This is a genomic window from Corynebacterium sp. HMSC074C04 (assembly GCF_001838295.1).
GTDB classification, from domain to species: domain Bacteria; phylum Actinomycetota; class Actinomycetes; order Mycobacteriales; family Mycobacteriaceae; genus Corynebacterium; species Corynebacterium amycolatum.
This window is the reverse complement of the sequence record NZ_KV836272.1, coordinates 949933-971863: the sequence shown is the minus strand read 5'-3', so window position 1 is coordinate 971863 and position 21931 is coordinate 949933. Positions and strand designations below refer to the sequence as shown.

Here is a 21931-nt window from a genome sequence, read left to right as displayed (position 1 = left end):
AGGTCGGGCTCATACTCTTCGACGACAACCACATCGACGGTGTCGTCTCCAGCTCGCGCGAGAAGTACTGCGCCCAGATCAAGAGCCACAGTAAAGAAATGTGGACGGGACGTGCGAATTCCTACTCGATAGCCGAGCGAGAGCATTCCGATGAGCAACTCACAAATGTCCTGATTTCCGCAGTCGACCTCCAATCGGGGAAGGTTCGCGGGACACATTGTGATGGTTTGTCCACTGCTCCCGACCCCTATGACCTGCGCTGGACCATTAGTGATAGCGACGTCACGTTGTCGGCTTAACCACAGGTGCGGTTTGCGCCCCAACGCCGCCACATGATGAGAGCGTCCAGTGCGGCGCAGCTGTACTACCTCCGCAGAGCTCTCAGTCAGAGCACACTCCTGTGCCGTTAATCGCCGTACGCGAATGCCAAGGGTCCCCAGCCTGTGGATGAGGAAGCGTAGGGCTTTGTCAGTGGAGGCTTCCACCGGAAGAGTTGCCACCAGATGTGTCCAGGGCTCAGGGGTTGTGCCGGAGCGTTCGGCCGCTCGGAAGTAGCGGTGCGCATGCTCTCCGCGGATTTCCGGCGCAATGTGATAAAAACACAGCGCATCCAGGGTCACTGGGCTGTCGTCGGCAAGCGAGACGATATCCGCAGCGCTTAGCTGGCTACGCAGACCTGGTGTGAGACGTAGTCCGATGAACTGTCCTGGTTCGGTGCGTCGCAGCCGGTCGCGAAGGCTGCGTCCGCGCACAGGGACATGCGCGCCTGCAGTGATGATTATTGCTGTAATGAGCAGCCACAATGACAATGGCATGTGAAAATCCCCCCCAATATGTTCCCCACTAAAATTCCCCTGGTCGCACAGTAGCGCGGCCTGGCTTACTCTGCAGGGTAGAGATTATTTGGGGGAATAGTTTTGGGGGAAACTCATGCCACGTACACCGACCACGCCTAGCCAGGTCAGCGGTCATCGATTCTTGATTCGTCGGATTGAGCATGCGCTTGTGCGTGCGGATTCGCGAATGCTGCACGACCCTCTGCGCACGCGAACCCGAGCACTGTTTATCGGCTGTGCGCTGGTGGTTTTACTGGCCGCCGGTACTGCGGTGCTGTCGTTGGTGCGACCGCAGGGCGGTTCTAGCTCCAATGAGCAGCTGATTGTCGTGTCAGGGTCGGAGGGCCTACATGTACGTGTCAATGGTCGATTGCATCCAGTCGCGAATCTCGCATCGGCGCGGTTAATTTTGGGCAATCCTGCTGAGCCGAAACGGGTGCGCAGTAGCGAGTTGGACAAAGAGGACATCAGTTTTGCTGTCGGGATTGAGGGCGCACCAGCAGTTCCGGCCACGCCGGCAGGCTCTGGGGCCTCGGGAGCTGCCAAGACGGGCAGCGTAGGTGCGCCGGAGCTGGCACTGTCTTTATGCGAGCGGACGGTGCAAGACCTCGGGCAACCGTGGATTGTTGCAGAGTCACTTGCGCGTCTTGAGGAAGTACGTGGGGAACCGCAGCAGCTTACCCGGACCCACTCGGACAGTGCCGTTGTTGCCGATGGCCAAAACCACTGGCTGATTACGCAGGGCTACCGCTCACGGTTGGATGTCAACCACCCGGAGCACGCCGCTGTTTCTCGAGCGCTGGGTTTGGAGCGCGCCGCAGTCCGGCCTGTTAGCCCTGCGTTGCTCAGAGCGATTCCGGAGGTTCCGATTCTGGCCGCGCCAGCAATTCCAAACCGCGGTGCACCCACACACTTCGCCGCACCATTCGACACAGTCGGCAATGTGGTCGAGGTCGGGCAGCGGCGCGTTATCGTGCTTGACGACGGTGCCGCGATTCTCTCCCCGGTGCTAGGAGAGCTATTAGCTGCACATAGCCCAGTTCTGCAGGCCAGTGAAGGGCAGCTGGCGGCAGTACCCGTTGCGAATGCACCAGCAGTCCCGGGACTACCTGAAAAGTCGTTGACGTTTGCCGATGCTGATGGCTGGTTGTGTGCCGGCCGGATAGCAGGACGGCTGCAAGCTCTCGTGCAGTGGTCGCAGCATGCTCCGGAGGGGCGGCACGTGGATTACCCGCATGCTGACGGGGCGGGTGTGGCCGTCGACGGTTTCGTGGATGGCCGCAGTCGTGAGCGCAGCTCGATCGCAGTAAGCGTAAATGGGGCTGTACACGTCATTTCGCCAGAGGGAATGCGCTTTGCTGTGCACGATCGCACGACGTTGGCTGCTCTCGGGTTTAATGCATCATCCAACGCCGACAGCGGTGGTACGCGGCCAGTGGACTGGGAAGTTCTGGCCGCGTTGCGTGGAGGCCCTGAGCTGAGTAAGCAGGCGGCGCTAGGGCCGCTGTCTGGGGCGCGAGAGCAGCCAGGCACCTAGGCCCAGTGCGCATATCAGGAGCAGCCCAGTCGCCCGGAGCGGTGCATTGCGCTCCTGCGAAGAAAGCAGATCTGGTGGAGCCGGCGCGGCAGCGGGATTGGCGGCGTGCTGCGCGGCGGTGTCCGCAGTGGTCCAAATCAGAGCGTCATACGGTGCAATGATGCCGCGGCCAAGGCCAAGCCCGGAACTAATTGGGCTCGCGGAATTAAGGATGATGTCGCGAACCTGTGCTGGGGAAAGCTCTGGGTTTCGTGCCAGCAGCAGGGCAGCCGTTCCCGACACGGCTGGCGTGGCAAAACTGGTGCCGGCGATTTGCTGAGCTCGGGTGTTATCCCCGGACCCGAACACGTGGCGGTCTATGAGGCCGGTAGGGGTGCGCGGATCGGGACCGAGTACGGGACCGCCGGGAGCGGAGACATTGACCCATTGTCCCGTGATTGCATACTCCGCGGGTTGTGCTTGGCCAGCATCGTCGAACTGTACTGCTGATACTGCGATTACCTCCGGCAGGACTGCGGGCCACGCTACGGATCCGGCCTGACAACTATCGCCCTTATTTCCTGCCGCTGCGACCACTACTGCGCCTGAGACTTCCGCACGTGCGACGCTCTCGGCAACATCCGTTGCACCTTGGGGCATTACACCTGCCGGGGCACACGATGTGAGTGAGATATTGATAACCCTCGCGCCCTCCGCGACGGCCCTGTCGATAGCTTGTGCCAGCGACTCCAAATTGCCTTCGCCATCGGCCGTTTGTCTTATCGACAACACGTGCGCGTCGGGCGCCAGTCCCGCAAAACCATCGGCACCGGGCCGGCCTGCAATAATGCCGGCTACTAGAGTTCCGTGACCGTCGCAGTCTACGAACCCGCTGTCGCCGTCGACAAAATCGCCACCGTCGAGAACCTCGCCCAGGCGCTCATTGGGTGAGACCCCGGTATCGATCACCGCCACCGTAATCCCCGCACCCGTCGTCAGTTGCCATGCTTGGCGAAACCGAAGAGTTTTTTCGATCACTGTCGGTTCACGCAGTGCGCTTTCCGACGACAGCATCGTGGCCACGCAGTCCTGGCTGTTCTGGGCAGCCGCTATTGGTGCGATGCCCGACGGTGCTACTGCGGTGGCCGCCGTCAACGTGGAGATAAGCACCGTGGAAAGTGCGGTCGTGGCGGTGAGACGGGTTTTTATGGCATTCATGAAAAGTGGGTTTTTCACTGGAAGAACCCACTTACGAACTCAGGGAATTCGGCAATGATGGCCGCAATGGGCAGAATGACGGCGATGCTGCAGGCCTCGGTTAGCTCAGCTATGCGGCGCGTTGTAGGTGAGATGCGTGACGCTGGAAATGCGGCTAAGACGGTGGCTGCAAGCATTGGGACGACAAGGCCAGCGGAAACTGGCCAATTGCCTTCGAACCACTGTTGAAAGGCGACAGCCACAATGACGGCAAGACCAGCTAAAGCAGTGCAGGTGGAAGCTACTTTCCGGGCTTGGCCACGGGAGTGAATTGCACAAAAGACTATGACAGCAGCAGCCATGCCCAGAGGCCACCACCTGTTCGCATAGGCTCCGGAGAAAAGTACCACCAGGGTGAAAATGCTGAGACTTCCGGTGCCACTGCAGACGATGCCGTCGAGAATCCAACCCGCTCGCTTAGGTGCGTTGTGGGATATTTCGGGAGTGTCGCTGTCATCGAAGCTCTCTCCGGCGGCAGGGACTTTGGGTACGCGAATACCGGCAGCCTTGATAGCCAGGGAAGGTGCCAGCAGTATCAGGATGACTGCACTAGCAGCGGTGAGTGCTCCTGATTGAACCGAGTTCTGGAAAAGTGCGACAGCCGCAGCGTAAATACCGAAGGTAACTGCAGCGCTGAGACTCGCGGCGCCCAGGGTAACAGTGATGCGGTTGTCGCCGTCGTCGGTGTTGGAAATGAGAAAAACCAAACCGGTGACGGCAAGCGCGACGCTAATCGCAGCAGTCGGCGGCCAGTCGGTGAGTATGCGGTGTAGGTCGAGGCCAACGAAGCAGAGCCCCGAAGCGGTGCCCAGAATGAGCACTTGCAGCTCCAGGGACATGACAATCGCCGGTTTTGCGCTACACAACAGAGCCAGGCGCAGTCCACCGGCTACTGCCAGCAGTGCGATGAAGCTGATTGCCGCGGCCAGTGTGGAATCGGTACTGCTCAAGCTCAGTGAGGCAGCTGCAATTGAAGCTGTGGCTACGAGGGCGGCGGTACAGCCAACAACTAAATCAGCCGTACCGATACCGTCGGTATAGGTGGTGTCGGTAATAGCATCGGCGGCATCGAAGAGCCGAGGTTTGGGCACGGGCCCTGGGTCGTTGATAACAACCAGGCGTTCGCCTGGCGCAATACCGGCATCGTTCAGGGTGTCGTCGGCAAGCAATATCGTGCCGGCGGCGGTCCGTAGCTGCCACTGTGCCAGCGGGAAGTCCGCAATGTCGATATCGAAAATTTGCAGGATATCCGGTACGAGTGCGGCGATTGCGACGTTGGTCGGTAATGCAAGGTCTGCGTGTGCTCGGTTGGCGTCTTCGGGCATGTGTGCGGCATCAATGCGCACGCGAATGAGTTCCCCCAGCATGTATTTCCCCCATGAATTCTGCATGCTTTAGTCCCTCTAGAGTGGCGTACAACTCGTTAGAGCGCTACTCGGGGTAGTAACTGCGCGTGCCCCCGCTAACAGTCTCGGCCATGCGCTGCGAGAATCCGGAGTGTGTTTTAAGCTATGTGCACACCGATTGGTCGGGGGATTGGCCGTCGAGTGAACACAAGGGGCGACACATAGCGGGGGGATTTTTGTGACTAGTGCACGGGCGGGGATTTCGGCTACCCGAAAAGCGGGGCCGCAGCCTATGACGGGCACAATCGCGCCGGATGCGCCACCGGAAGCGCCGGAGCCACAGCCGGTGCCGCTGATGCGTGCACTCATGCCGTTGATCATGGTCGTGGCGGTGGTTGGCATGGTGGTGTTGATGTTTGTCTCTGGGATGGGACGTAACCCGATGTCGTTTATGTTTCCGCTGATGATGGTGTTTTCCACTGTGGGCATGATGGTGTCGGGAGGGGCGGGAAATAAGGACATGGCACCGGCGCGGAAGGACTATCAGAGGCATTTGTCCAGTATTCGCCGGGCGGTGGCGAAAGCAGCGAGGATGCAGCGTGAATCGGCGCAGTTTATCCACCCTCGGCCTGGAACTCTGTGGCAGCTGGGGGCGATGGGGCGGGCGTGCGAACGCCGAAAGGGGGACCCGGATTTCTTGCAGCTGCGCATCGGGGTGGCAACGCAGCAGCCCGCAACGCCTGTGACACCGCCGGCAATTCCGGCGCCCGAGAAACTGGATCCGGTTTCCGCCGTAGCACTGCGGGAAGTTATTCGATCGGCTCGTCAGGTTGAGGGAGTGCCCTTTGCCATAGATGTGTCGGCCTTTGAGATTATCGCCCTCACTGGAGATACCGCGGCGCAGGGGCTGGCTCGAGCGATGGTCGCCCAAGCCGCTGCGCTGCATCATCCGGAGGATTGCCTGATTGCAGTTGTGGGAGATGGGTGGGAATGGCTGAAATGGACACCACACCACGGACACCCCGCAGTTACTGATGCCTGTGGCTCAGCGCGGTTGCGGGCAGCGACGTGTGCGCAGCTGACGGAGCTACTCACGGCTATCGACACACTGCCAGCTGCAGTGTTGATTGTGCTGGCGGATTCGAGCGGGCAGCTCGATGTCACTGAACTGACACCGATTTTTGACGCGGCGGGGTCGGAGACCTCGGTAGTGCTGCTGACCGTCGTGGAAGCGCAGTCAACGTTGTGGGAGGCCGCGGTTAACCATGGCATCGCGCTGGTCGTTTCCACTACTGCTGTGCATGCGGAAACCGCGTCCGGAAGGGAGGAGATTGGTGTACCTGATCAGCTGAGTCCAGCAGAAGCGGAGGTTCTTGGGCGGAGCTTGGCGCGTTTTGAAGTGCCAACAAGCGCAGATGATTCTGTTAAGACCTCGGGAGATCCGGTTATGGAGGAGCTCGGGTTGTATCCGCCTCCGACAACTCTGCGCTACCGACCGCGCTCTGGCAGTGCTCGTCTGCGTATTCCCGTTGGGGCTGATGACGGCGGCGCGCCGGTCTATCTGGATTTTAAGGAGAGCGCCGAGGGCGGCATGGGCCCACACGGTCTGTGCGTTGGTGCCACAGGATCGGGTAATTCCGAACGGGGGTTTAGGGTACGATAACCGCATGGCAGATACCACAACGCAGCGTGCGGCCATTTACGCACGCATTTCGCTCGATAAGCAGGAAGAAGCCGGTGTTAAGCGGCAGATCCACCTCGCTACCAAGCAGGCTGAGGCTGACGAAGCTGAGATCATCGCTACTTACGTGGACAACAACGTCTCTGCCTTCTCGGGTGAGTACCGACCTGAGTACGACAAGTTGATTCACGCTATTGAGAGCCGCGAGATTGACATTGTCTACGTGTATGCACTCGATCGGTTGACGCGCCGTACCAAAGACACTCTCACGCTCTTTGAGCTGTGCGAGGAGCACAACGTCTCCGTCAAAGCGAACCGGGGGTACAACATTGATCCCTCAGATCCAGCATCACGGCTTACCATTGTCATTCTCGGCCTCATTGCTGAGCAGGAGTCCATCGACCGTGCTGCACGCATCCGAGCCGCCTACGAGGACCGTGCACGTACAGGACGGCCAAAGACAGGCGGGCGGCGGATGTTCGGTTACGAGGCTGATGCTGTAACTGTCATCGACGAAGAAGCCCAGGCCATCCTCGATGCCGCTGCCATGGTCATTGCTGGCAAGACCTTGCGCGAGACCGTGCGCGAGATCTTTGATGCACGAGGCCTGACTGCTACAACCGGGCGACCCATGACGGCACCCACGCTGCGTGACATTCTCCTCAACCCTCGTGTGCGTGGCTTAAGTACGTTCAACCCCACCGATCCCAAAACGAGGAAGCGTCTTATAAAGAACCGTCAGATCATCGGCAAGGGCAATTGGCCTGCAATCATCGACGAGGCCACTGGCAAGAAGCTCGACGCAGTACTGCGTGACCCGTCGCGCCGACGCTCGCATAGCGGCAACGCACCACGCTACTTCCTAGCATCGGTGCTTACCTGCACTTGCGGTGATCCGATGTATGCGCGCAGCCGAAGGAATAAGGCGGGCGAGCCGCGCCGGTACTACACGTGCAAACGGTCCGAACCTGGTGGTAAACACGTGTCCATCGGCGCTGAGGTGGACGACCTCATCGAAGCTGTCATCCTCAAGCGTATGGCGCAGCCTGATGCCATAGAAGCGCTGCAGCAAGCACTCTCACCTGAGGATGACGGTCTCACCGAACAGTTGCAGGAGCTGGCAGGCGAGAGGAATGCACTACTAGCGCGCCGCGAACAGATCGAAGAAGCGATCATCGCTGCAGATGTTGATATGTCCACATTCGCGCGCGTGTCGAAGAAGATCGAAGATCAAATCTCCACTATCGACGAGAAGATGCGCGAGCTGACCACAAGCCGCGACGCCGATCCCCTTGCTGTAGAACTTGCCGACGGCCCAGACTTCGCTGAGTGGTGGAGCGGTGCGTCCGTTGAAGACAAACGCAGGCTAACCCGTCTGCTCATGGAAATACGTATCTTGCCCGGTAAGGCTGGGGCGAAGAAGTTCGATCCGCACCGTGTGAAGATCACTTGGCGGCAGTGATTGTCTGCGGGGCACACCTACGAGGGAACGCCACGGGAGCTAGCAGAATCGGGGGGGAACCTGCCTTTGTATCGGGGGGATACCGCTCAACCGTGACGTTCCGAGTGAATTATGACACAGCTCTCATCACTGCGCATGTCGAGCGATGGGGAGAAAAACTTTGTTGTACGGTATCGTTAATTGGTTAGTTGTGTTACACTATCTATAACGTACAACGATCTCGTACACCCCTGTCCTGCTTTTATGTGTTCATAACAGCGCGTCACTTAGGGGCTGTACAAGTTCGACCGATTTATTACTGACAGGGAAACAACGACATGGCATATCTCCCCACAACAGAAGATGAGGTTCGCGACTACGCGGGCAAGATTCTCGAACTTGGGTCCTCGCACTCCAAAGACGCCACTTCCGGTGTAGGGCAAATCACGACGCTGAAGTCCTTGGGCTTCAACGGTGAAGGTTCGGCTCTTAAGCCCGATGGCTGGTACTTACCTCATGACCGTGGACTTGTTGCCATTGCGTTGGAAACCAAGGCGCGCGACAGTATGCCGATTGATTCACCGGCGCTCAAGGAACAGGTGGAGCGGTACTGCGATGTCATACGTACTCGCTACGACCTTGTTATCGGAATTGTCTACGACGGCGAACGAACCCGTGCCTACGTTAACGGGCAGCCGTTGGATGTACCTGATGAACTGCAGTCCAAGGACTACTACATCGACAAGCTCATGGAACGCCCCATTGACAAGGAGCGAATCTATGCGCTGACCATGCGGATTAATAACTCACTGCACGGTGACTTCGGTATCAAAAACCTCTACCACCGCATGATCTTCACTGCCTGTGCACTCGTTGCACGTCGTTACGACGCGATCCTCGTGCGCGGTATGGATTACTCAGACTTCCACACGGGTATCCTGAACGCCTTGAACAAGGCCATTCGCTCTGATCGTGAACAGAACGCCAAGCTTCAGCTGCTTTCCGACGTGTACTCGGAAATCAAGATGAATGTATCCACGGATGACGACGACCCCCGAGCCGTGGCGCGTCTGACAAACCTGATCGGCGACTTCATCGACTGGGTTACTGAGATCTCCGGCCTCATTAACTCTTCCGCGTGGGACGGCGAAGATGTCATGGCTATCTTCTTCAACGAGTTCAACCGTTACAAGAAGAAGTCTGAATCAGGCCAGGTGTTCACGCCGGACCATGTCACTGGCTTTATGTACCGCCTGCTCAACGTAAACAAGGATGATCGCGTGCTCGACGCGTGTGCAGGCTCCGGCTCGTTCTTGGTGAAGTCCATGAGTAACATGATCCGCGAAGCTGGTGGCGTAAAGACTCGCAAGGCGAGGAAGATTAAGCAGGAACAGCTTTACGGTATGGAATTTGACCGTGAGATCTTCGCTCTGGCCTGTGCAAACATGCTCATCCACAAGGACGGTAAGACGAATCTCGCACACATGGATGCGCGTACCGACAGCGCTAGCGATTGGATGAAGGCCACTGGCGCTACCAAGGTCTTGATGAACCCTCCGTATGAGAACAAGTTCGGATGCATGAAGATCGTCGAAAACGTGCTGAACAGTGTCGATCGTGGCGTGCTTTGTGGGTTCATTCTCCCGGATAAGAAGCTAGAGAAGACCTCGAAGGGGCAGATGAACCGGATTCTCCGTAATCACCGTCTGCTCAAGGTTGTGAAGCTGCCTGAGAATCTCTTCTTCGGTATCGGTGTGACTACTTCGATCTTCATTTTTGAATCAGGTGTTCCTCAAGACGGCAAGCAGTTCTACGCCGTCAATATCGAAGAAGACGGTCTGGTTACTGTCAAAAATATGGGTCGCCACGACGTTCATGGAAAATGGCCTGACCTTGAGGAATACTGGCTTGATGCGATCGAACGACACAACGAAAGTCGATTTGGTACTGGGCAATGGCACTCAACAGATGACTGTCTCAGCTGGCAGGCACCAGAAAAACCTTTCGTTTTGAATCATGAAGATCTCGCGCGAACGACAATGGACTTCATTATGTTTCAACGTGGGATCGATGCTCGCGAAACCCGGGACCTGCTCGGTATCAGAGCGACCTACGGTGCTGAAATCACTGAAACCGAGGACGCTTTTCACCTGGAGGTAGAAAAGTGAAAAACATTGACACCTCTGATTGGGTTAATTTCCGTGTAGGACACCTGTTTCGCGTGTTTAACGGTAAGAAATACGTTATGAAGAATCGCTTGCCAGGCGACATTCCTTTGGTCAGTACTTCGGCTCTCAACAATGGTATCTCCGACCATGTTTCGTTCCCTCCTGGGTCGAACTATGAAACCCATTCGGATATTCTCACTGTCGCTTATTCTGGCAGTGTCGGTGCGACCTTCTATCACCCGAATGAGGTTTTCGTTGGCGAGACGGTTATGGGATTGGAACTGCTTGACAAATCCGTGTCGCTTTCCGATGGCTGTGGGCTTTTTATCGCTGCTGTCATTGAGAAAATTGTCAAACAGTTTACCTATGTAAACAAGGTCAAAGTCTTGCAAATGCAGAACGAGATTTCGATTCCACTGCCGGCAACAGCGCAAGGTGCTCCTGATTGGGATTTCATGGAGCGCTATATAAAGGACTTGCTTCAGCACCAAGAAACCCAGCTGGAACGGGTGATTTCACTAAGCACATTGCAGTTGAGGGCGGTTGATATTGAAAAGTGGGCTGATTTCCGTATCGACCAATTGTTCAATGTCGTTAAGGGGTCACGGTTAAGGTCTACCGACCGGACACCTGGTAACACTCCCTACGTGGGTGCTTCTCAGTTCAACAACGGCATCACCCACTACATCGGTAATGACGAACATCTCCATCCGGGCGGCGTGCTGACCGTCTGTTACAACGGGCCTGTTGGCACGACCTTTTATCAACCCAATGATTTCTGGGCTACCGACGATGTAAACGTGCTGTATCCCTTAAACACGGTCTCGCCGGAAACTCTCTTGTTCCTTGCCCCCATCATCGAAAAAGTTGGGTCGAACTACGCCTACGTAGACAAATGGAAGCTTGCAGACATGAAGGCTGCGAAGATCAAGCTTCCTGTAGACGCAACCGGCGCCCCAGACTGGGCTTACATGGAATCCGTCATGAAGGCATTGCTGAAACAGAAGGCCTCTGACCTTGATGTTCTAGAACAGCTGCTACCGCAGTCTGAGGTGTAGGAGGCGATCTAGATGCTCATCGGCTACGCTCGCGTTTCGACCTCTAAACAGGGGCAGTCGTTGGACACCCAGCGTGAGGCGCTCATCGACGCTGGCTGCGACCCGGATCATATCTACACCGACACCATCTCGGGCACGAAGTGGCAGCGCCCCGGCCTTGATGACGCGCTGGCGTACATGCGTCCCGACGACACGTTGGTTGTGACCAGGCTCGACCGTCTTGGTCGCAGCCTCGCTGAGACGGTCAATACCATTGCTGACCTCGCGGAACGTGATATTAACGTCAAAGTGCTAGAGCCAGCGCTCGACACCTCACGGCCTGCTGACAAAGTGGTCATCAACGTCATGGCCTCACTCGCTGAGTGGGAGCGCGACCTACTGATCCAGCGCACCCGTGAAGGTGTGGCACACGCCCGAGCACAGGGCCGTGTCGCTGGACCGAAGCCGAAGCTCAGTAACGAGCAAGCAGAGGTAGCCAAGGAACTCATCGACGGCGGAAAATCAGTGAGCGCCGTGGCCCGCACGTTCAACGTCTCCCGGCCAACGATCTACCGTGCCATCGAGCGCCTTGAGGCTGACGCATAACAGCCGAGACCTAGTACTACCTGCGTCGCTAGCGCTCGCACCCTGCAAGCCGAGCACCTAGCAGCACTAGCGACGCACTGAGTACGTGGGGGTGCTGCAGGGCGCGGTAATAGCACTGCCCGGCACAGCCGGGGCCAAATACGGATATGAACTCACACATCCGTATTTGGCATAAGGAGTGCTCACATGTCCGCCTACTCTCAAACTCTTACATCCCACGGCGAGATCCTCGCCAACATCCCTGGCATCCTGGGCTTTTATCCGCAGGACTCGCTGGTGCTCGCATTCTTCGACCGCAATGACGACACCCCTGGTCTGCACCTAGGCCCTCTTGCCCGGCTCGATCTCGATGACGCTGTTGAGACGCTAACCGCCAACCAACAGCAGTTCGCTGCATGGTCTGGCCGCGTCAACGCTGACGCTGTCATCGCATATGTGGTCAACAGTGATCCGTCAGCAGCAGATGACCTGGCTGGGTTCCTGCTCAGCGAGGACTCGCCACTACCGACCGTGCTTGCGATCGTGCAGGTCCCAGAGCTTACTTCTGGGACGGGCTGGTGGACGGTGTACCAGCAGCTAAGCCTGTCAGCACCGCGCACCGGGGTTGTCAGCGAGGTCGCCGGCTCTGCTGCGCTGCAGCAGATGGTGTTGGACACTGGGCAGCTTCCAGCGCTGTCTCGCGCAGAGCTAGAAGAGCGTTTGGACAGCACAGCTCACGGTATCGACGACGCTGTATACCGAAACATCATCGCCGACGTCGAGGGGTACGAGAACGAGATTCATTTCCTCCGTGACGATCTGCAGCATGAATACGAGAAGGCTGCAAAGGGTGTTTCTGACCCCACCGACACACAGGCCATCCGTGCTGCGCTGCGGTGCTTTACAACACCCATGCTGCGTGATCCGCTGCTTGGCGCGCTGCTGGACGAGCCGGAGCAGGGCCTGGTGTTCGCAGAACGTCTTATGCGAACCGTGCCGCAAAACTGGCTCAAGATGCGCTCACAAGTAACCGCGACCGTCGCTGTTCTCGCACAAGCCACAGGGCAGACTGGCCTGGCAGGAGTGGCGGCACACAAGGCCACTGAGCTGAACGAGACAGAAAACTTTTCGAACCTGGTGGACAGATCCATCAGCCTCGGCCTGGGCAGCAAGCTCATCACGAGCGTGCGTCAAGGCGCGTCGAAGGCACACTACCTCTTGTTCGACGCTTAAAGAATTTCGCCCCGTTGCAGCATCGCTGCAGCGGGGTTTCTTTTTCTATCAGTGCCGTGAACAGGAAAGAAATGTATCACCACCGAGCAGGGGGAGCAGTGTCTAGACAGCAGAGCTGTCTCAAAGAACGGATTGAATATCCGATCCACAAGGAGGCACTCATGTACCACTACACCAACGAAGACCTGGAGCTGCTCTATCTCATGTCCGACGGCATCGACGGCGAAGACGCTGATCCTGGTGCAACCCAAGAGCTACGCGACTTGGAAGCAGAAGGGCGAGTACTGCCCTGGGCAGTGCTGTAACAGCACTTTTCTCAGCAGCAGCAAAGCCGCTGCTCAAACACACAATTGAAAGACAATTCACACTCACTCAAAAGGAGAAATCATCATGTCTAACCCCTTCAACTCCGGCACCATCGTTGGCAACGCAGCACGCGAGCCGAAGGTATTCGAGCACGCTAACGGCGGTGCAACGGTGAAACTGAACGTCTACGCCCGTAACACCTTCAAGAACAAGTCCACCGGCAAGGTGGAAAGCGAGATCGTAGAACTCACCGGCTACGTTCAGAATGCTAAGAACCTCGGTGTCTTCGGTTGCATCAACGCTGGTGATCGCGTTGCAGTCTCGTACTCGCTGAAGACGGACGTTTACACCGACAAGGACGGGAACAAGCAGTACCCGTTGGTGGCGCGGATCGACACGGTGCAGCTGATTGACTCCAAGAAGGAGTCTGCAGCACGTGCAGCACGCCGTGACAACGCTGCTACCAACGACACTGAAGAAGTTCCGTTCTAACAACAACACCCCGTAGCAGTACGCTACGGGGTTATTTTTTCGCCTCTACTAGACTGAGAACGCAGTACCTACACATAAAGGAAATAGTTACATGGCACGTCCCGTGACCGTGCTGCCGCTGGAGTATTACCCACACTGGCCTGAACGTAAGGCAGCGGATACAGCGCGTATCACACAAGCACCCCACGTGGAGAGCGTGAGGCTGGCTGTTGCGCGCTTAAGCGCTGAGCGTGAAGCCCGGGGCCTGTCCTGGCGACAGCTGGATTCGCTGACCGGAGTTAACTACGTGACACTGCGCAAAATCGTCACCGGTGAGCAGTGGCCGCGCGCTGAGCACCTAGCAGCCTGTGAGATAGCGCTGGGATTACAGCTCTGGCCGAAACTTGAGGTCGTACAGGACAGCCTTGAGCAGTACCGGAGATAAGAACTGCAACAACGCGAAAACACCCTGTAGCAGCCTGCTACAGGGTGTTTTATGCTCTGACGAGATCAGTGACTACTGCGCAGCCACGAGGTCCTCAGACGGCGCTGTGACTTGCTCTGCAGCCTCTGCAGCGCCCTCTACAGCACCTTCAGCAGGAGCTTCAGCATCAGCGTCTGCGGGAGCATCCGCAGCAGGGGCGTCCTGCTCACCGGGCTGCTCAGACGGCCGAGTTGCACCCGTGTCCTTCTTGGAAGAGCCGAGATCCTTCTTCTCCAGCTTAGAGCTGAGCTTGCCAAGGTCAGTCTCCTTCGCTGCATCAGACTGCATCATCGGATCACACTGCTTAGCGAGGTAAGCAATACCACCGATCATGCCAGCCAGACCTGCCAGGACAGCACCGGCCTGCAGCACACCACCGTTACGCTCCCACTGGCGTGCCAGCTCAGGGTTGTAGATGCCGATCTGCTTCTGGATCTGGGTGTTGAGGTCCTTAATACCCGGGATGTTGAGCTGAGTCATCACCATGAGCGGGATGCTAAGCAGAGCCGGAATACCAGCCATGCCGGCTCCGGCGACACACTTGGTGATGTCGTCAGTACGGCCCTCGACCTTGGTCAGACGCGCCTTGATGTCATCAAGATCCGCCTGCATGTCAGTCAGCTGCTTCTCGATCTGAGTGATCTTCTCCAGGATAGAGGTGATCTTCTCCTGGTCAGCAGCGTTCTGGTTCTTGATCTGCTCCTTGAGCTTCTCGATCAGTTCGCGGTTCTCACGCACTTCCTTAACTAGCGTGTTGTACTCGTCACGAGACGGCGAATCCTTCTTTTCGAGCGCGTCGATGCGGTTACGCAGGTCAGAAAGGTCAATGGTCTTCCAGACGGTCTTACCGCCATCCACGTCCGAGCGGTAGATCTCGTAAAGACCCTTCTCTTCGTTCCACTTAATGTCGGTGACATAGGTGTCGAAGACGTTGAAGGTCACAGACTTACCGTCCGGGGTGGTGATCGTCACCGTGTGGTTCGGGGTACCTGCGTTTTCCTCTACAACCTTGACCTGCTTCAACGGCACGGTCTTGTCCTTACCATCGATGGTGACGATCAGGTTGCCCTTGCCATCGGTCTTGACGTCAGTGACAGAACCGTCGGTGGTGTCGATGTTGCCTGGCACCTTAGTGCCATCAACACGGATGAGCGTGTAGGTACCGTCGCCGTTCTTGACGACCTCCTTGATAGTGGAGTTCTCCAGCTTGGTGATCTCTTCCTTGATCTTGTCGAGTTCCTTCTGGGTTGCCTCGTCCTTAGCCGCAAGGCCCTCGATGTCCTTCTTGGCCTTGCTGAGGTCAGACAGGTCGATGACCCACTTTTCACCGTCGTTACGGGTGACTTCGATATTCCCATTGTCCAGCCTCTTGACACTATCGACGTAAATGTCCTTGGTACGGTGCAGATCCTCAACCTTTGGCATGTTCGGGTTGTTGATGTCGATCAGTGGTGAGAAGAACCCATGATCTTTGAAATCATCGTCAAGAGAATCCCACTTCACAGGGTGAACAAGGAAGTTACCTGGTTTACGGAATGTAGACTCAGGGAGTGCAGCAGCCATGTTCAAGATAGCAGCAAGAACGTCATTCGTTTCTTCACCGAGATATTCGTTATCCGACCACGGGTTTCCTTGGGCGAGCCTGTTCATAAGATCATTAAAGGTAAGATCTCCGTCGTTGCTGGTGCCAAGGGTATTTTGCGAGAGATAGCCCGCCATAACATCAAGGAGAAAATCAGCGGAGGTTCGCTGAGTTCCTCCTCCGCCATTGATGTATCGCTTTGCCATCTCTTCTTCGTTGGCAGCACCGGTTTGATAATAGTGAATGTCACCGTCAGCCTCATTAATAGCAATTAGCGCATTATGGAAGAAGTCACCGGTGTAACCAAATTCTGCGAATTTGGTGCGTACCTCTGGGGAGATGGTTCCGTTGGTATGAACGTCCTTAGCGATAGCGCCCATGACTGCCATGGTCTTCAGTGTTGGAGTAGACAGCTTTTCTTTAAGTTCGTCCTCACCGAAGTGATTTGCGATGTCACCGAGCTTAAGATCTGCGAGATCAATAGCGTCGCCATAAGTGCGTGTGGTGTCATATACGAAATGTCCGGGGCTTTCTTTGGACGTCAAAGTCTTTTCGTAACCAAAGCCGGAAGTCTTAGCGGATTTACCGTTATCAATTACATTGACGTTGTTGTAGGTACCGCCGTAAATGCCGCCCCATGTGGGCATTGCGAATCCAGTTGTAGGCCCACCCATGTACTCAATACCGGGATATTCCATATCAGGGATTTGAAGTCCGTTTTCATCGAGAATTGGGTTGCCTTGCTCATCCGCCTTGGGTGCGGTTGCGATGTAACCGATACCGTCAATACCGGTTACAGCACCAGCCTGCGGGATAGAAATGCCGCCCATTGCTACAGCACTAGCGATAGCGATTCCAATGGTCTTACGAGAGAACTTATTACGTGTTTGTGCCATAGACATGGCGAAACCTCCAAGAAAAGAAGTGGATAAAACGTAGCTGTCCCGGCACTGCGTGCAGGAAAACGTCATTCACCTTGAAATCGTGAATAACAATTCACAGCCAAGAATTACATTACCCGTGGAAATAACAATTCACAATAATTATTGCGCCCGTACATACAAATAAGCCCTGATAGAAACATCTACCAGGGCTTATCTGCTGTTATATTCCCTCTTCTCATGGAGGGTTGGTATTCGAGTTCACGGCCCTACCGGTTGTTCAGGCCGGTAATGACAGATACGGACGTGAATAACAATTACCAACACTGACACGCTACCACACTGTGCATGCGACGCGCTAGGGGAGAGTGGCAGCACCTCAAACGCCGAGGGTGTCGAGGGTGTCGGACAGCAACACCCTGGCAGAGAGGCTCAAGCACTGCCTACACAGTACCGTCATTTCACAGTGCAATACACGCACCACTACACGTGCTCTTTCATTGAACCCCGTACAGGCCATTTCACTGCCTACTGCACTGACGTATTTACTCACCACCAGATCACCCACTTCGCTGCACTCTGTGGTGGTGTGTAACTTAATTGGCACGTTTAATGCGCAGTTAAGTGGTGTGTCACTACATCGACCACTTAAATGACACATTTAATGACGTGTCATTTCATTGACACATTTACTGCGCAGTTAAATGACGCTGTAACTCTGCAGTGCATTATGTAAACACTTTTACTGCTCTTCCTACGTGCTTATCTACTGTCCGCTTAACAGCACTGTAGCCACGCACTTTTACTACACAATCAACAGCGCAACAGACGTACAACTACACACGCCATTTCACTGCACTGCAGAATTAACGCGACACAAAAAACACTGCTCTAATTCTTCGATTTTCGCTGAATTAGAGCGGTTTTAGCGCCGCCTCTGGGCACCAACCCCGGCGACACCCTGCAGGACCGCTACAAGGCCATACAGAGGCGCTGGAGTAGGGCAGTGGCCTTACAGCTCCATGCCACCATCACGGTCGCGCTGCTGTTGCTGTTGTCGGCGTTTGTTGACGCGCTCCTGCGCACGGCGGCGGGCGGCCACTCGCTCCTGCTGGATACGCTGTTCAACAGCAATCAGATACCGCTGCTTCATCTCAGGGTTGTTATCAAGCTCGACGTGCAAGAAATCGCGGTCCACGTGTGAAATCTCTTGCAGAGACTCAGTTGCCTCCTCGATGATGATGGCGGCCTCCTCTTCAGCAGCTGCGCGGCGTGCTTCGAGACTTTCGGTGAAAGCACGTTTCTCCGTGTCAAGGGCTTCACGCTCACTGTTCAGCGCTGCACGTTCACTAGCCAGCTGTTCACGCTCACGTTTCGCATCATCTCGTGCCGCGCTGCGGATGTTTTCAGCGTCCTGCGTAGCCTCGCTGCGTGCTGTTTCACGGATACCCTCAGCCTCACGCTCTGCTTCCTTGCGTGCTTCACTGCGGATGCTCTCTACATCCTGCTCTGCACGCTTGAGCTTGGCCTCTGCGTCACGTTCGGCCTCTTCACGTGCCGTACTACGAACTCTCTCCGCGTCTCGCTCCGCTTCCTTGCGTGCTTCACTGCGGATCTTTTCGGCCTCTTGCTCGGCCTTCTCACGTTCTTCGCTGAGTACACGCTCGGCCACGACACGCGCCTGCTGTTCAGCGTTCTCCAGCACGCCTTGCGCTGCTTCACGGTCCGCCTTGGCCTGCTTAAGTTCCTCTGCGGCCTGCTTGAGATCACGGTCAATCGGGTCCATGTCACGCTGTACGGAGCGCTTCTTGACCTCCACCTCGCCCTCGCGGTTGGCAAGGTCGCGCTCGCGGTCTTGTTGCTCCGCGTAACGGTCAGGACTCAGTGACTCGTCGTGCCGTTCAGACACATCTAGCTCTACCGGATAACCCAGCGCGTACATGTGCTCGCGGAGTCCGCGCTGCGCGTCGATGAACTTCTGGTTTCCGCTAATCTGCTTGCCCTTCTTGGGGCCAGACTTGTACCGCACTGAGGTGTCAGTGTTGTACGCGATGCCGGGGCGGCAGCGGAGCTTGTCAGGGTCTTTCGGGTCAGGGGAGAGGGTGTCAGCCTGGAACTGGATGTGAGGCGTGGACTCATCAAAGTTCATATCCCCACCGGCCACTGCATCGATGCCGCCGGGGATGAAGTTCTCGGCGAGCCAACGCATTGACTCTTCGAGGTACTGCTTCGCCTCGTCGTAGTCGCGCGCTACCAGCCGTGCTCGCTTCACCTCACGGCCGTCCACCTCACTGGCGTAGAAGTCGGGGACCTCCACACACATCGACTTCGGCAGATGCACGACGAACAATGACGTTTCAAAACTGTTCTTCTGCACGCGCACACCGTCCATCCGGGCGTCCTGGTACTGCAGGACTTCCTCCACGGACGTTGCGCGTCTGAATGTACCGTCACCGTTGTTCACGAACGGTACGTTCAGATGAGCGTCAGCCACGACAATGTTTGAATTCATCGCGGCCTGGTGCATGAGGTCTCTCTGATCGAGTTCCCTCATGCATTCGCGGAGGAGACGCTTGCGGTCTCCCCGTGTCGTATCTCCGCCGCAGCGGTCGCGGCGGAGGTGTTTCAGGTTGAACGCAGCGCGTCCAACTTTCGCAGTCGATGTCTTCGACATATCGCGTACCTCCTGTAGATGTGCGCGCGTACACGGAGCCTCTGTCTTCGACCCCTCCATGTACGCGCCCACATGACGAACTTGAGTTTCTTGGGGACCCCTAAGAATCGTTCGGGTCCCTTAGCTACGCCGTCCCAAACGATTCTACCCCAAAAAACTCAAGTTCTTTAGCCCCCTAAAGACCTCAGTCTAGCCACCTCGCAAGCTCGGAGAACTGAGGTCTTGAGGGGGCGCCTGCAGCGGGCAATGGCTCGCGGAAAAACCCTCCCTATTCGGTCGGCTTTTTCCGCTTCGCCTTTTCGAGAAACGCTGCGTGACCTGCGAAGATCGCTGTGGCGATCTCCTTGGTCACGCAGCAGGGCAGTGGCCTTCGCGGCGCTGGCGCCCCGCTTCGCCACTGCTACATTTCGTTCGTTGCACTCACGAACATGCCTCTCACCGGCACACTTTTGTATGCCGGTCTCCGAGTGTGTCATTTGCACTGCTGTGCAGCGCAAACGCCAATCGCTGAAAAAGGGCGGCGTCGCACCCCCTTATACTGGGTTTGCACTTTTTCGCCCCGACGCCCTTGACGTCGGTCTTAGTGCGGCGTTTTTTCGCACCATGACCTGCATGGATGCACACTTTAAGACCGCATGCCAGGCGTCGGACCCCCTTATACTGGTTTTGCACTTTAGGGCCGAAATCGGCCCCTTTTTTCTGCAAACGCTGCATCGCTGCAGCTCACGGGGTGAAAAAGTGGTCTTCGACCCCTTTGTTTTCTCCACCCCGGCGTTGCTTTTGTTGCACTTGCCGCTTCGCCGCTGACACCCGTGCAGCGGTGCCGCAGACACCCGCACACACGCGAAAACCCCGCCCTTGCGAGCGGGGTGTGTGGCGACATCAAGCGTGACGGCTGTACGTCGTCACGCCGCGTGGCCGTACACGCATGAGGTGATTGCGTGTACGGCTAAAGGGTTAGTCGGGTACAACTTCTAGATGCCGCTTCGGCTTACTGTCCTCGGTGCTCTCAGGCTTATTGCCGTCACCGTTCTTAGGCGTATCGCCGTCATCTTCGGTCCCGGCGGGCTTGTCGTCGTCGAGTTTCACCTCGAACTCTTTGGCGTACTTGCGCAACTGCGCAAGACGCTCCTTTGCTGCTTTGTGCGCACGGCGCGCCTCGTTCACGGAATCTTTTGCTCGCTGCTCATCGCGGAGCGCGGCTGCGTAATCGTCTCTGAAAGACATGGTTTGTTCTCCTTGGTTGAGTGAATTTTCTGTTTGAGCTCGGGGTACGACGGTGGAGCGCGTGTGTGCAGTTTCGAGGTCATCACCGATCAGCCCTCGCACTCAGTCCAAGACCCAGCCTGACTAGCTGAGCTAAGCGGCGGGATCTCGTCGTAGGTGGGTGTGTCCGCATTAGTGCTTCGCACCACCCAGCACCGTGACGAGCTGCTGGCGCTGCTCATCAGTCAGTTGGGGAGCTGCATCCACGACGGCATCGACGAAGCCGCCGAATAGCTGCGGGGCAGGGCGGCGTGCGGCCGCGAGGTAGGCGTCGAGATCGTCTTGGCGAATCCGATAGGCGGTGCCGAAACGGTGGAATGAAAGACGGCCCTCTTTAATAGCTTTTCGCAACGTGGACTCGGAGCCGACGCCGAGATCGGCGAGTTCCTGCAGCGTGTAAAAGCGTGGCGCGACGGCGGTAGTCGTGTCCTTTTCGGACATAGAAAAACGCTCCTGGGCAGATTGATCTGTCCCGGAGCGGGGTGCTTTACCGGCTTGCTATTCAGGCGGCTTGGAGTGCCGTGCTCGACTCGCTAGAACGGTGGTCTGCCGTCCCATCGCTTTATGGGAGCGCTTACTCCCTACCTGACCGCTTTTGTGGTTGGCAATGCCGTTGCCGACCGGTCTATCTCGTCGGAGGAACCGCGCCTATCACGGTCGAGAGGCTATCTCTTTATGAATTATCCTCGGGGTTATCCCCCGTATGCGGCTGGCTAGACCAGAAACGAATTAAAACGCCACATACGGTCTGGGGGCCATCGTACGGAACTTATGTGTCGCGCACAATAGCCTGCGACCTAATCTTTACGAATCGAACCGAGCACGTTTCTACACGCCACGTGGCACGGCTGAGGTGTTGTGGTGGGGCAGCTGTTGCGTGGCGTCACGGTGACACGCAAGGGGCGCGCCTTTTTGTGACCTGTGACACGTCTGTAGTGTGCTCGTTTCGTAGTTTTGGTGTCGTTTCGTAATTTGCCGATCAAAATACGAAAAAATTACGAAACGCTCTACCTGCGGTTTCGTGATTTCCGCAAACGAAAAGAACAAAAATACGAAACACCCGATAACGCTGTGTCCTGCACAGACACCTCACATTTCGGCGATGTTTCGTAATTTTGTGGTATTTCGACCCAACCCTTTTAAGAGAGAGACACAGACACGCATTGC

The 21931-nt window shown here is 56.6% G+C and carries 16 protein-coding genes; 10 read left to right on the top strand and 6 right to left on the bottom strand.

Going from position 1 to position 21931, the window contains the following annotated elements; all coding sequences use genetic code 11:
• Nucleotides 1-930 precede the first annotated feature (930 nt).
• Nucleotides 931-2373, top strand: coding sequence for a type VII secretion protein EccB (eccB, locus tag HMPREF3011_RS08635; protein WP_070841394.1), 1443 nt, complete (start codon nucleotides 931-933; stop codon nucleotides 2371-2373).
• Here the strand turns inward: eccB and mycP are convergent.
• Nucleotides 2332-3570, bottom strand: a complete 1239-nt coding sequence (mycP, locus tag HMPREF3011_RS08630; RefSeq protein WP_222867342.1) for a type VII secretion-associated serine protease mycosin — start codon at nucleotides 3568-3570, stop codon at nucleotides 2332-2334. The genes eccB and mycP overlap by 42 nt on opposite strands.
• A gap of 14 nt (nucleotides 3571-3584) precedes the next feature.
• Nucleotides 3585-5000 (bottom strand): type VII secretion integral membrane protein EccD, encoded by a 1416-nt coding sequence (gene eccD, locus HMPREF3011_RS08625; RefSeq protein ID WP_236658472.1) that lies wholly within the window; start codon nucleotides 4998-5000, stop codon nucleotides 3585-3587.
• Nucleotides 5001-5247: 247 nt separating this feature from the next.
• Between eccD and HMPREF3011_RS08620 the strand changes: the two genes are divergently transcribed.
• From HMPREF3011_RS08620 to HMPREF3011_RS08585, 9 genes are all read left to right on the top strand, one after another.
• Nucleotides 5248-6618 carry a hypothetical protein gene (locus HMPREF3011_RS08620; RefSeq protein ID WP_070841393.1) on the top strand — a complete coding sequence of 457 codons (1371 nt, stop codon included), beginning with the start codon at nucleotides 5248-5250 and terminating at the stop codon, nucleotides 6616-6618.
• Between the two features lie 4 nt (nucleotides 6619-6622).
• Nucleotides 6623-8098 (top strand): recombinase family protein, encoded by a 1476-nt coding sequence (locus tag HMPREF3011_RS08615; protein WP_070841392.1) that lies wholly within the window; start codon nucleotides 6623-6625, stop codon nucleotides 8096-8098.
• A gap of 317 nt (nucleotides 8099-8415) precedes the next feature.
• A complete protein-coding gene (locus HMPREF3011_RS08610) occupies nucleotides 8416-10245 on the top strand; it encodes an HsdM family class I SAM-dependent methyltransferase (protein ID WP_070841391.1) in 1830 nt (609 codons plus the stop codon).
• On the top strand, nucleotides 10242-11303 hold the full coding sequence (locus HMPREF3011_RS08605) for a restriction endonuclease subunit S (protein WP_070841390.1): 1062 nt from the start codon (nucleotides 10242-10244) through the stop codon (nucleotides 11301-11303). The genes HMPREF3011_RS08610 and HMPREF3011_RS08605 overlap by 4 nt, the downstream gene beginning before the upstream one ends.
• A gap of 12 nt (nucleotides 11304-11315) precedes the next feature.
• Nucleotides 11316-11888: a recombinase family protein gene (locus tag HMPREF3011_RS08600; RefSeq protein ID WP_070841389.1), complete on the top strand. Its 573-nt coding sequence runs from the start codon at nucleotides 11316-11318 to the stop codon at nucleotides 11886-11888.
• A gap of 186 nt (nucleotides 11889-12074) precedes the next feature.
• Nucleotides 12075-13100, top strand: a complete 1026-nt coding sequence (locus HMPREF3011_RS08595) for a DUF4192 domain-containing protein (protein WP_070841388.1) — start codon at nucleotides 12075-12077, stop codon at nucleotides 13098-13100.
• A gap of 98 nt (nucleotides 13101-13198) precedes the next feature.
• Nucleotides 13199-13405 (top strand): hypothetical protein, encoded by a 207-nt coding sequence (locus HMPREF3011_RS11115; protein WP_141764753.1) that lies wholly within the window; start codon nucleotides 13199-13201, stop codon nucleotides 13403-13405.
• Between the two features lie 85 nt (nucleotides 13406-13490).
• Complete coding sequence (locus HMPREF3011_RS08590; RefSeq protein ID WP_070841387.1) at nucleotides 13491-13898, top strand: single-stranded DNA-binding protein; 408 nt, start codon at nucleotides 13491-13493, stop codon at nucleotides 13896-13898.
• Nucleotides 13899-13989: 91 nt separating this feature from the next.
• On the top strand, nucleotides 13990-14322 hold the full coding sequence (locus tag HMPREF3011_RS08585) for a helix-turn-helix domain-containing protein (protein WP_070841386.1): 333 nt from the start codon (nucleotides 13990-13992) through the stop codon (nucleotides 14320-14322).
• A gap of 72 nt (nucleotides 14323-14394) precedes the next feature.
• On the opposite strand, the gene HMPREF3011_RS08580 is transcribed toward HMPREF3011_RS08585, so the two are convergent.
• The 4 genes from HMPREF3011_RS08580 to HMPREF3011_RS08560 form a co-directional block, all read right to left on the bottom strand.
• Nucleotides 14395-16839, bottom strand: coding sequence for a hypothetical protein (locus HMPREF3011_RS08580; protein WP_070841385.1), 2445 nt, complete (start codon nucleotides 16837-16839; stop codon nucleotides 14395-14397).
• A gap of 997 nt (nucleotides 16840-17836) precedes the next feature.
• A complete protein-coding gene (locus tag HMPREF3011_RS08575; RefSeq protein WP_210401648.1) occupies nucleotides 17837-19498 on the bottom strand; it encodes a hypothetical protein in 1662 nt (553 codons plus the stop codon).
• A gap of 957 nt (nucleotides 19499-20455) precedes the next feature.
• Nucleotides 20456-20725, bottom strand: coding sequence for a hypothetical protein (locus tag HMPREF3011_RS08565; protein ID WP_070841383.1), 270 nt, complete (start codon nucleotides 20723-20725; stop codon nucleotides 20456-20458).
• 171 nt (nucleotides 20726-20896) lie between these two features.
• A complete protein-coding gene (locus tag HMPREF3011_RS08560; protein ID WP_070841382.1) occupies nucleotides 20897-21205 on the bottom strand; it encodes a helix-turn-helix domain-containing protein in 309 nt (102 codons plus the stop codon).
• Between the last annotated feature and the right edge of the window lie 726 nt (nucleotides 21206-21931).

Coding starts and splice junctions, on each gene's coding strand:
- eccB (WP_070841394.1), top strand. CDS start 931: ATGCCACGTACACCGACCACGCCTAGCCAGGTCAGCGGTCATCGATTC.
- mycP (WP_222867342.1), bottom strand. CDS start 3,570: ATGAATGCCATAAAAACCCGTCTCACCGCCACGACCGCACTTTCCACG.
- eccD (WP_236658472.1), bottom strand. CDS start 5,000: ATGCAGAATTCATGGGGGAAATACATGCTGGGGGAACTCATTCGCGTG.
- HMPREF3011_RS08620 (WP_070841393.1), top strand. CDS start 5,248: ATGACGGGCACAATCGCGCCGGATGCGCCACCGGAAGCGCCGGAGCCA.
- HMPREF3011_RS08615 (WP_070841392.1), top strand. CDS start 6,623: ATGGCAGATACCACAACGCAGCGTGCGGCCATTTACGCACGCATTTCG.
- HMPREF3011_RS08610 (WP_070841391.1), top strand. CDS start 8,416: ATGGCATATCTCCCCACAACAGAAGATGAGGTTCGCGACTACGCGGGC.
- HMPREF3011_RS08600 (WP_070841389.1), top strand. CDS start 11,316: ATGCTCATCGGCTACGCTCGCGTTTCGACCTCTAAACAGGGGCAGTCG.
- HMPREF3011_RS08595 (WP_070841388.1), top strand. CDS start 12,075: ATGTCCGCCTACTCTCAAACTCTTACATCCCACGGCGAGATCCTCGCC.
- HMPREF3011_RS08590 (WP_070841387.1), top strand. CDS start 13,491: ATGTCTAACCCCTTCAACTCCGGCACCATCGTTGGCAACGCAGCACGC.
- HMPREF3011_RS08585 (WP_070841386.1), top strand. CDS start 13,990: ATGGCACGTCCCGTGACCGTGCTGCCGCTGGAGTATTACCCACACTGG.
- HMPREF3011_RS08580 (WP_070841385.1), bottom strand. CDS start 16,839: ATGGCACAAACACGTAATAAGTTCTCTCGTAAGACCATTGGAATCGCT.
- HMPREF3011_RS08575 (WP_210401648.1), bottom strand. CDS start 19,498: ATGTCGAAGACATCGACTGCGAAAGTTGGACGCGCTGCGTTCAACCTG.
- HMPREF3011_RS08565 (WP_070841383.1), bottom strand. CDS start 20,725: ATGTCTTTCAGAGACGATTACGCAGCCGCGCTCCGCGATGAGCAGCGA.
- HMPREF3011_RS08560 (WP_070841382.1), bottom strand. CDS start 21,205: ATGTCCGAAAAGGACACGACTACCGCCGTCGCGCCACGCTTTTACACG.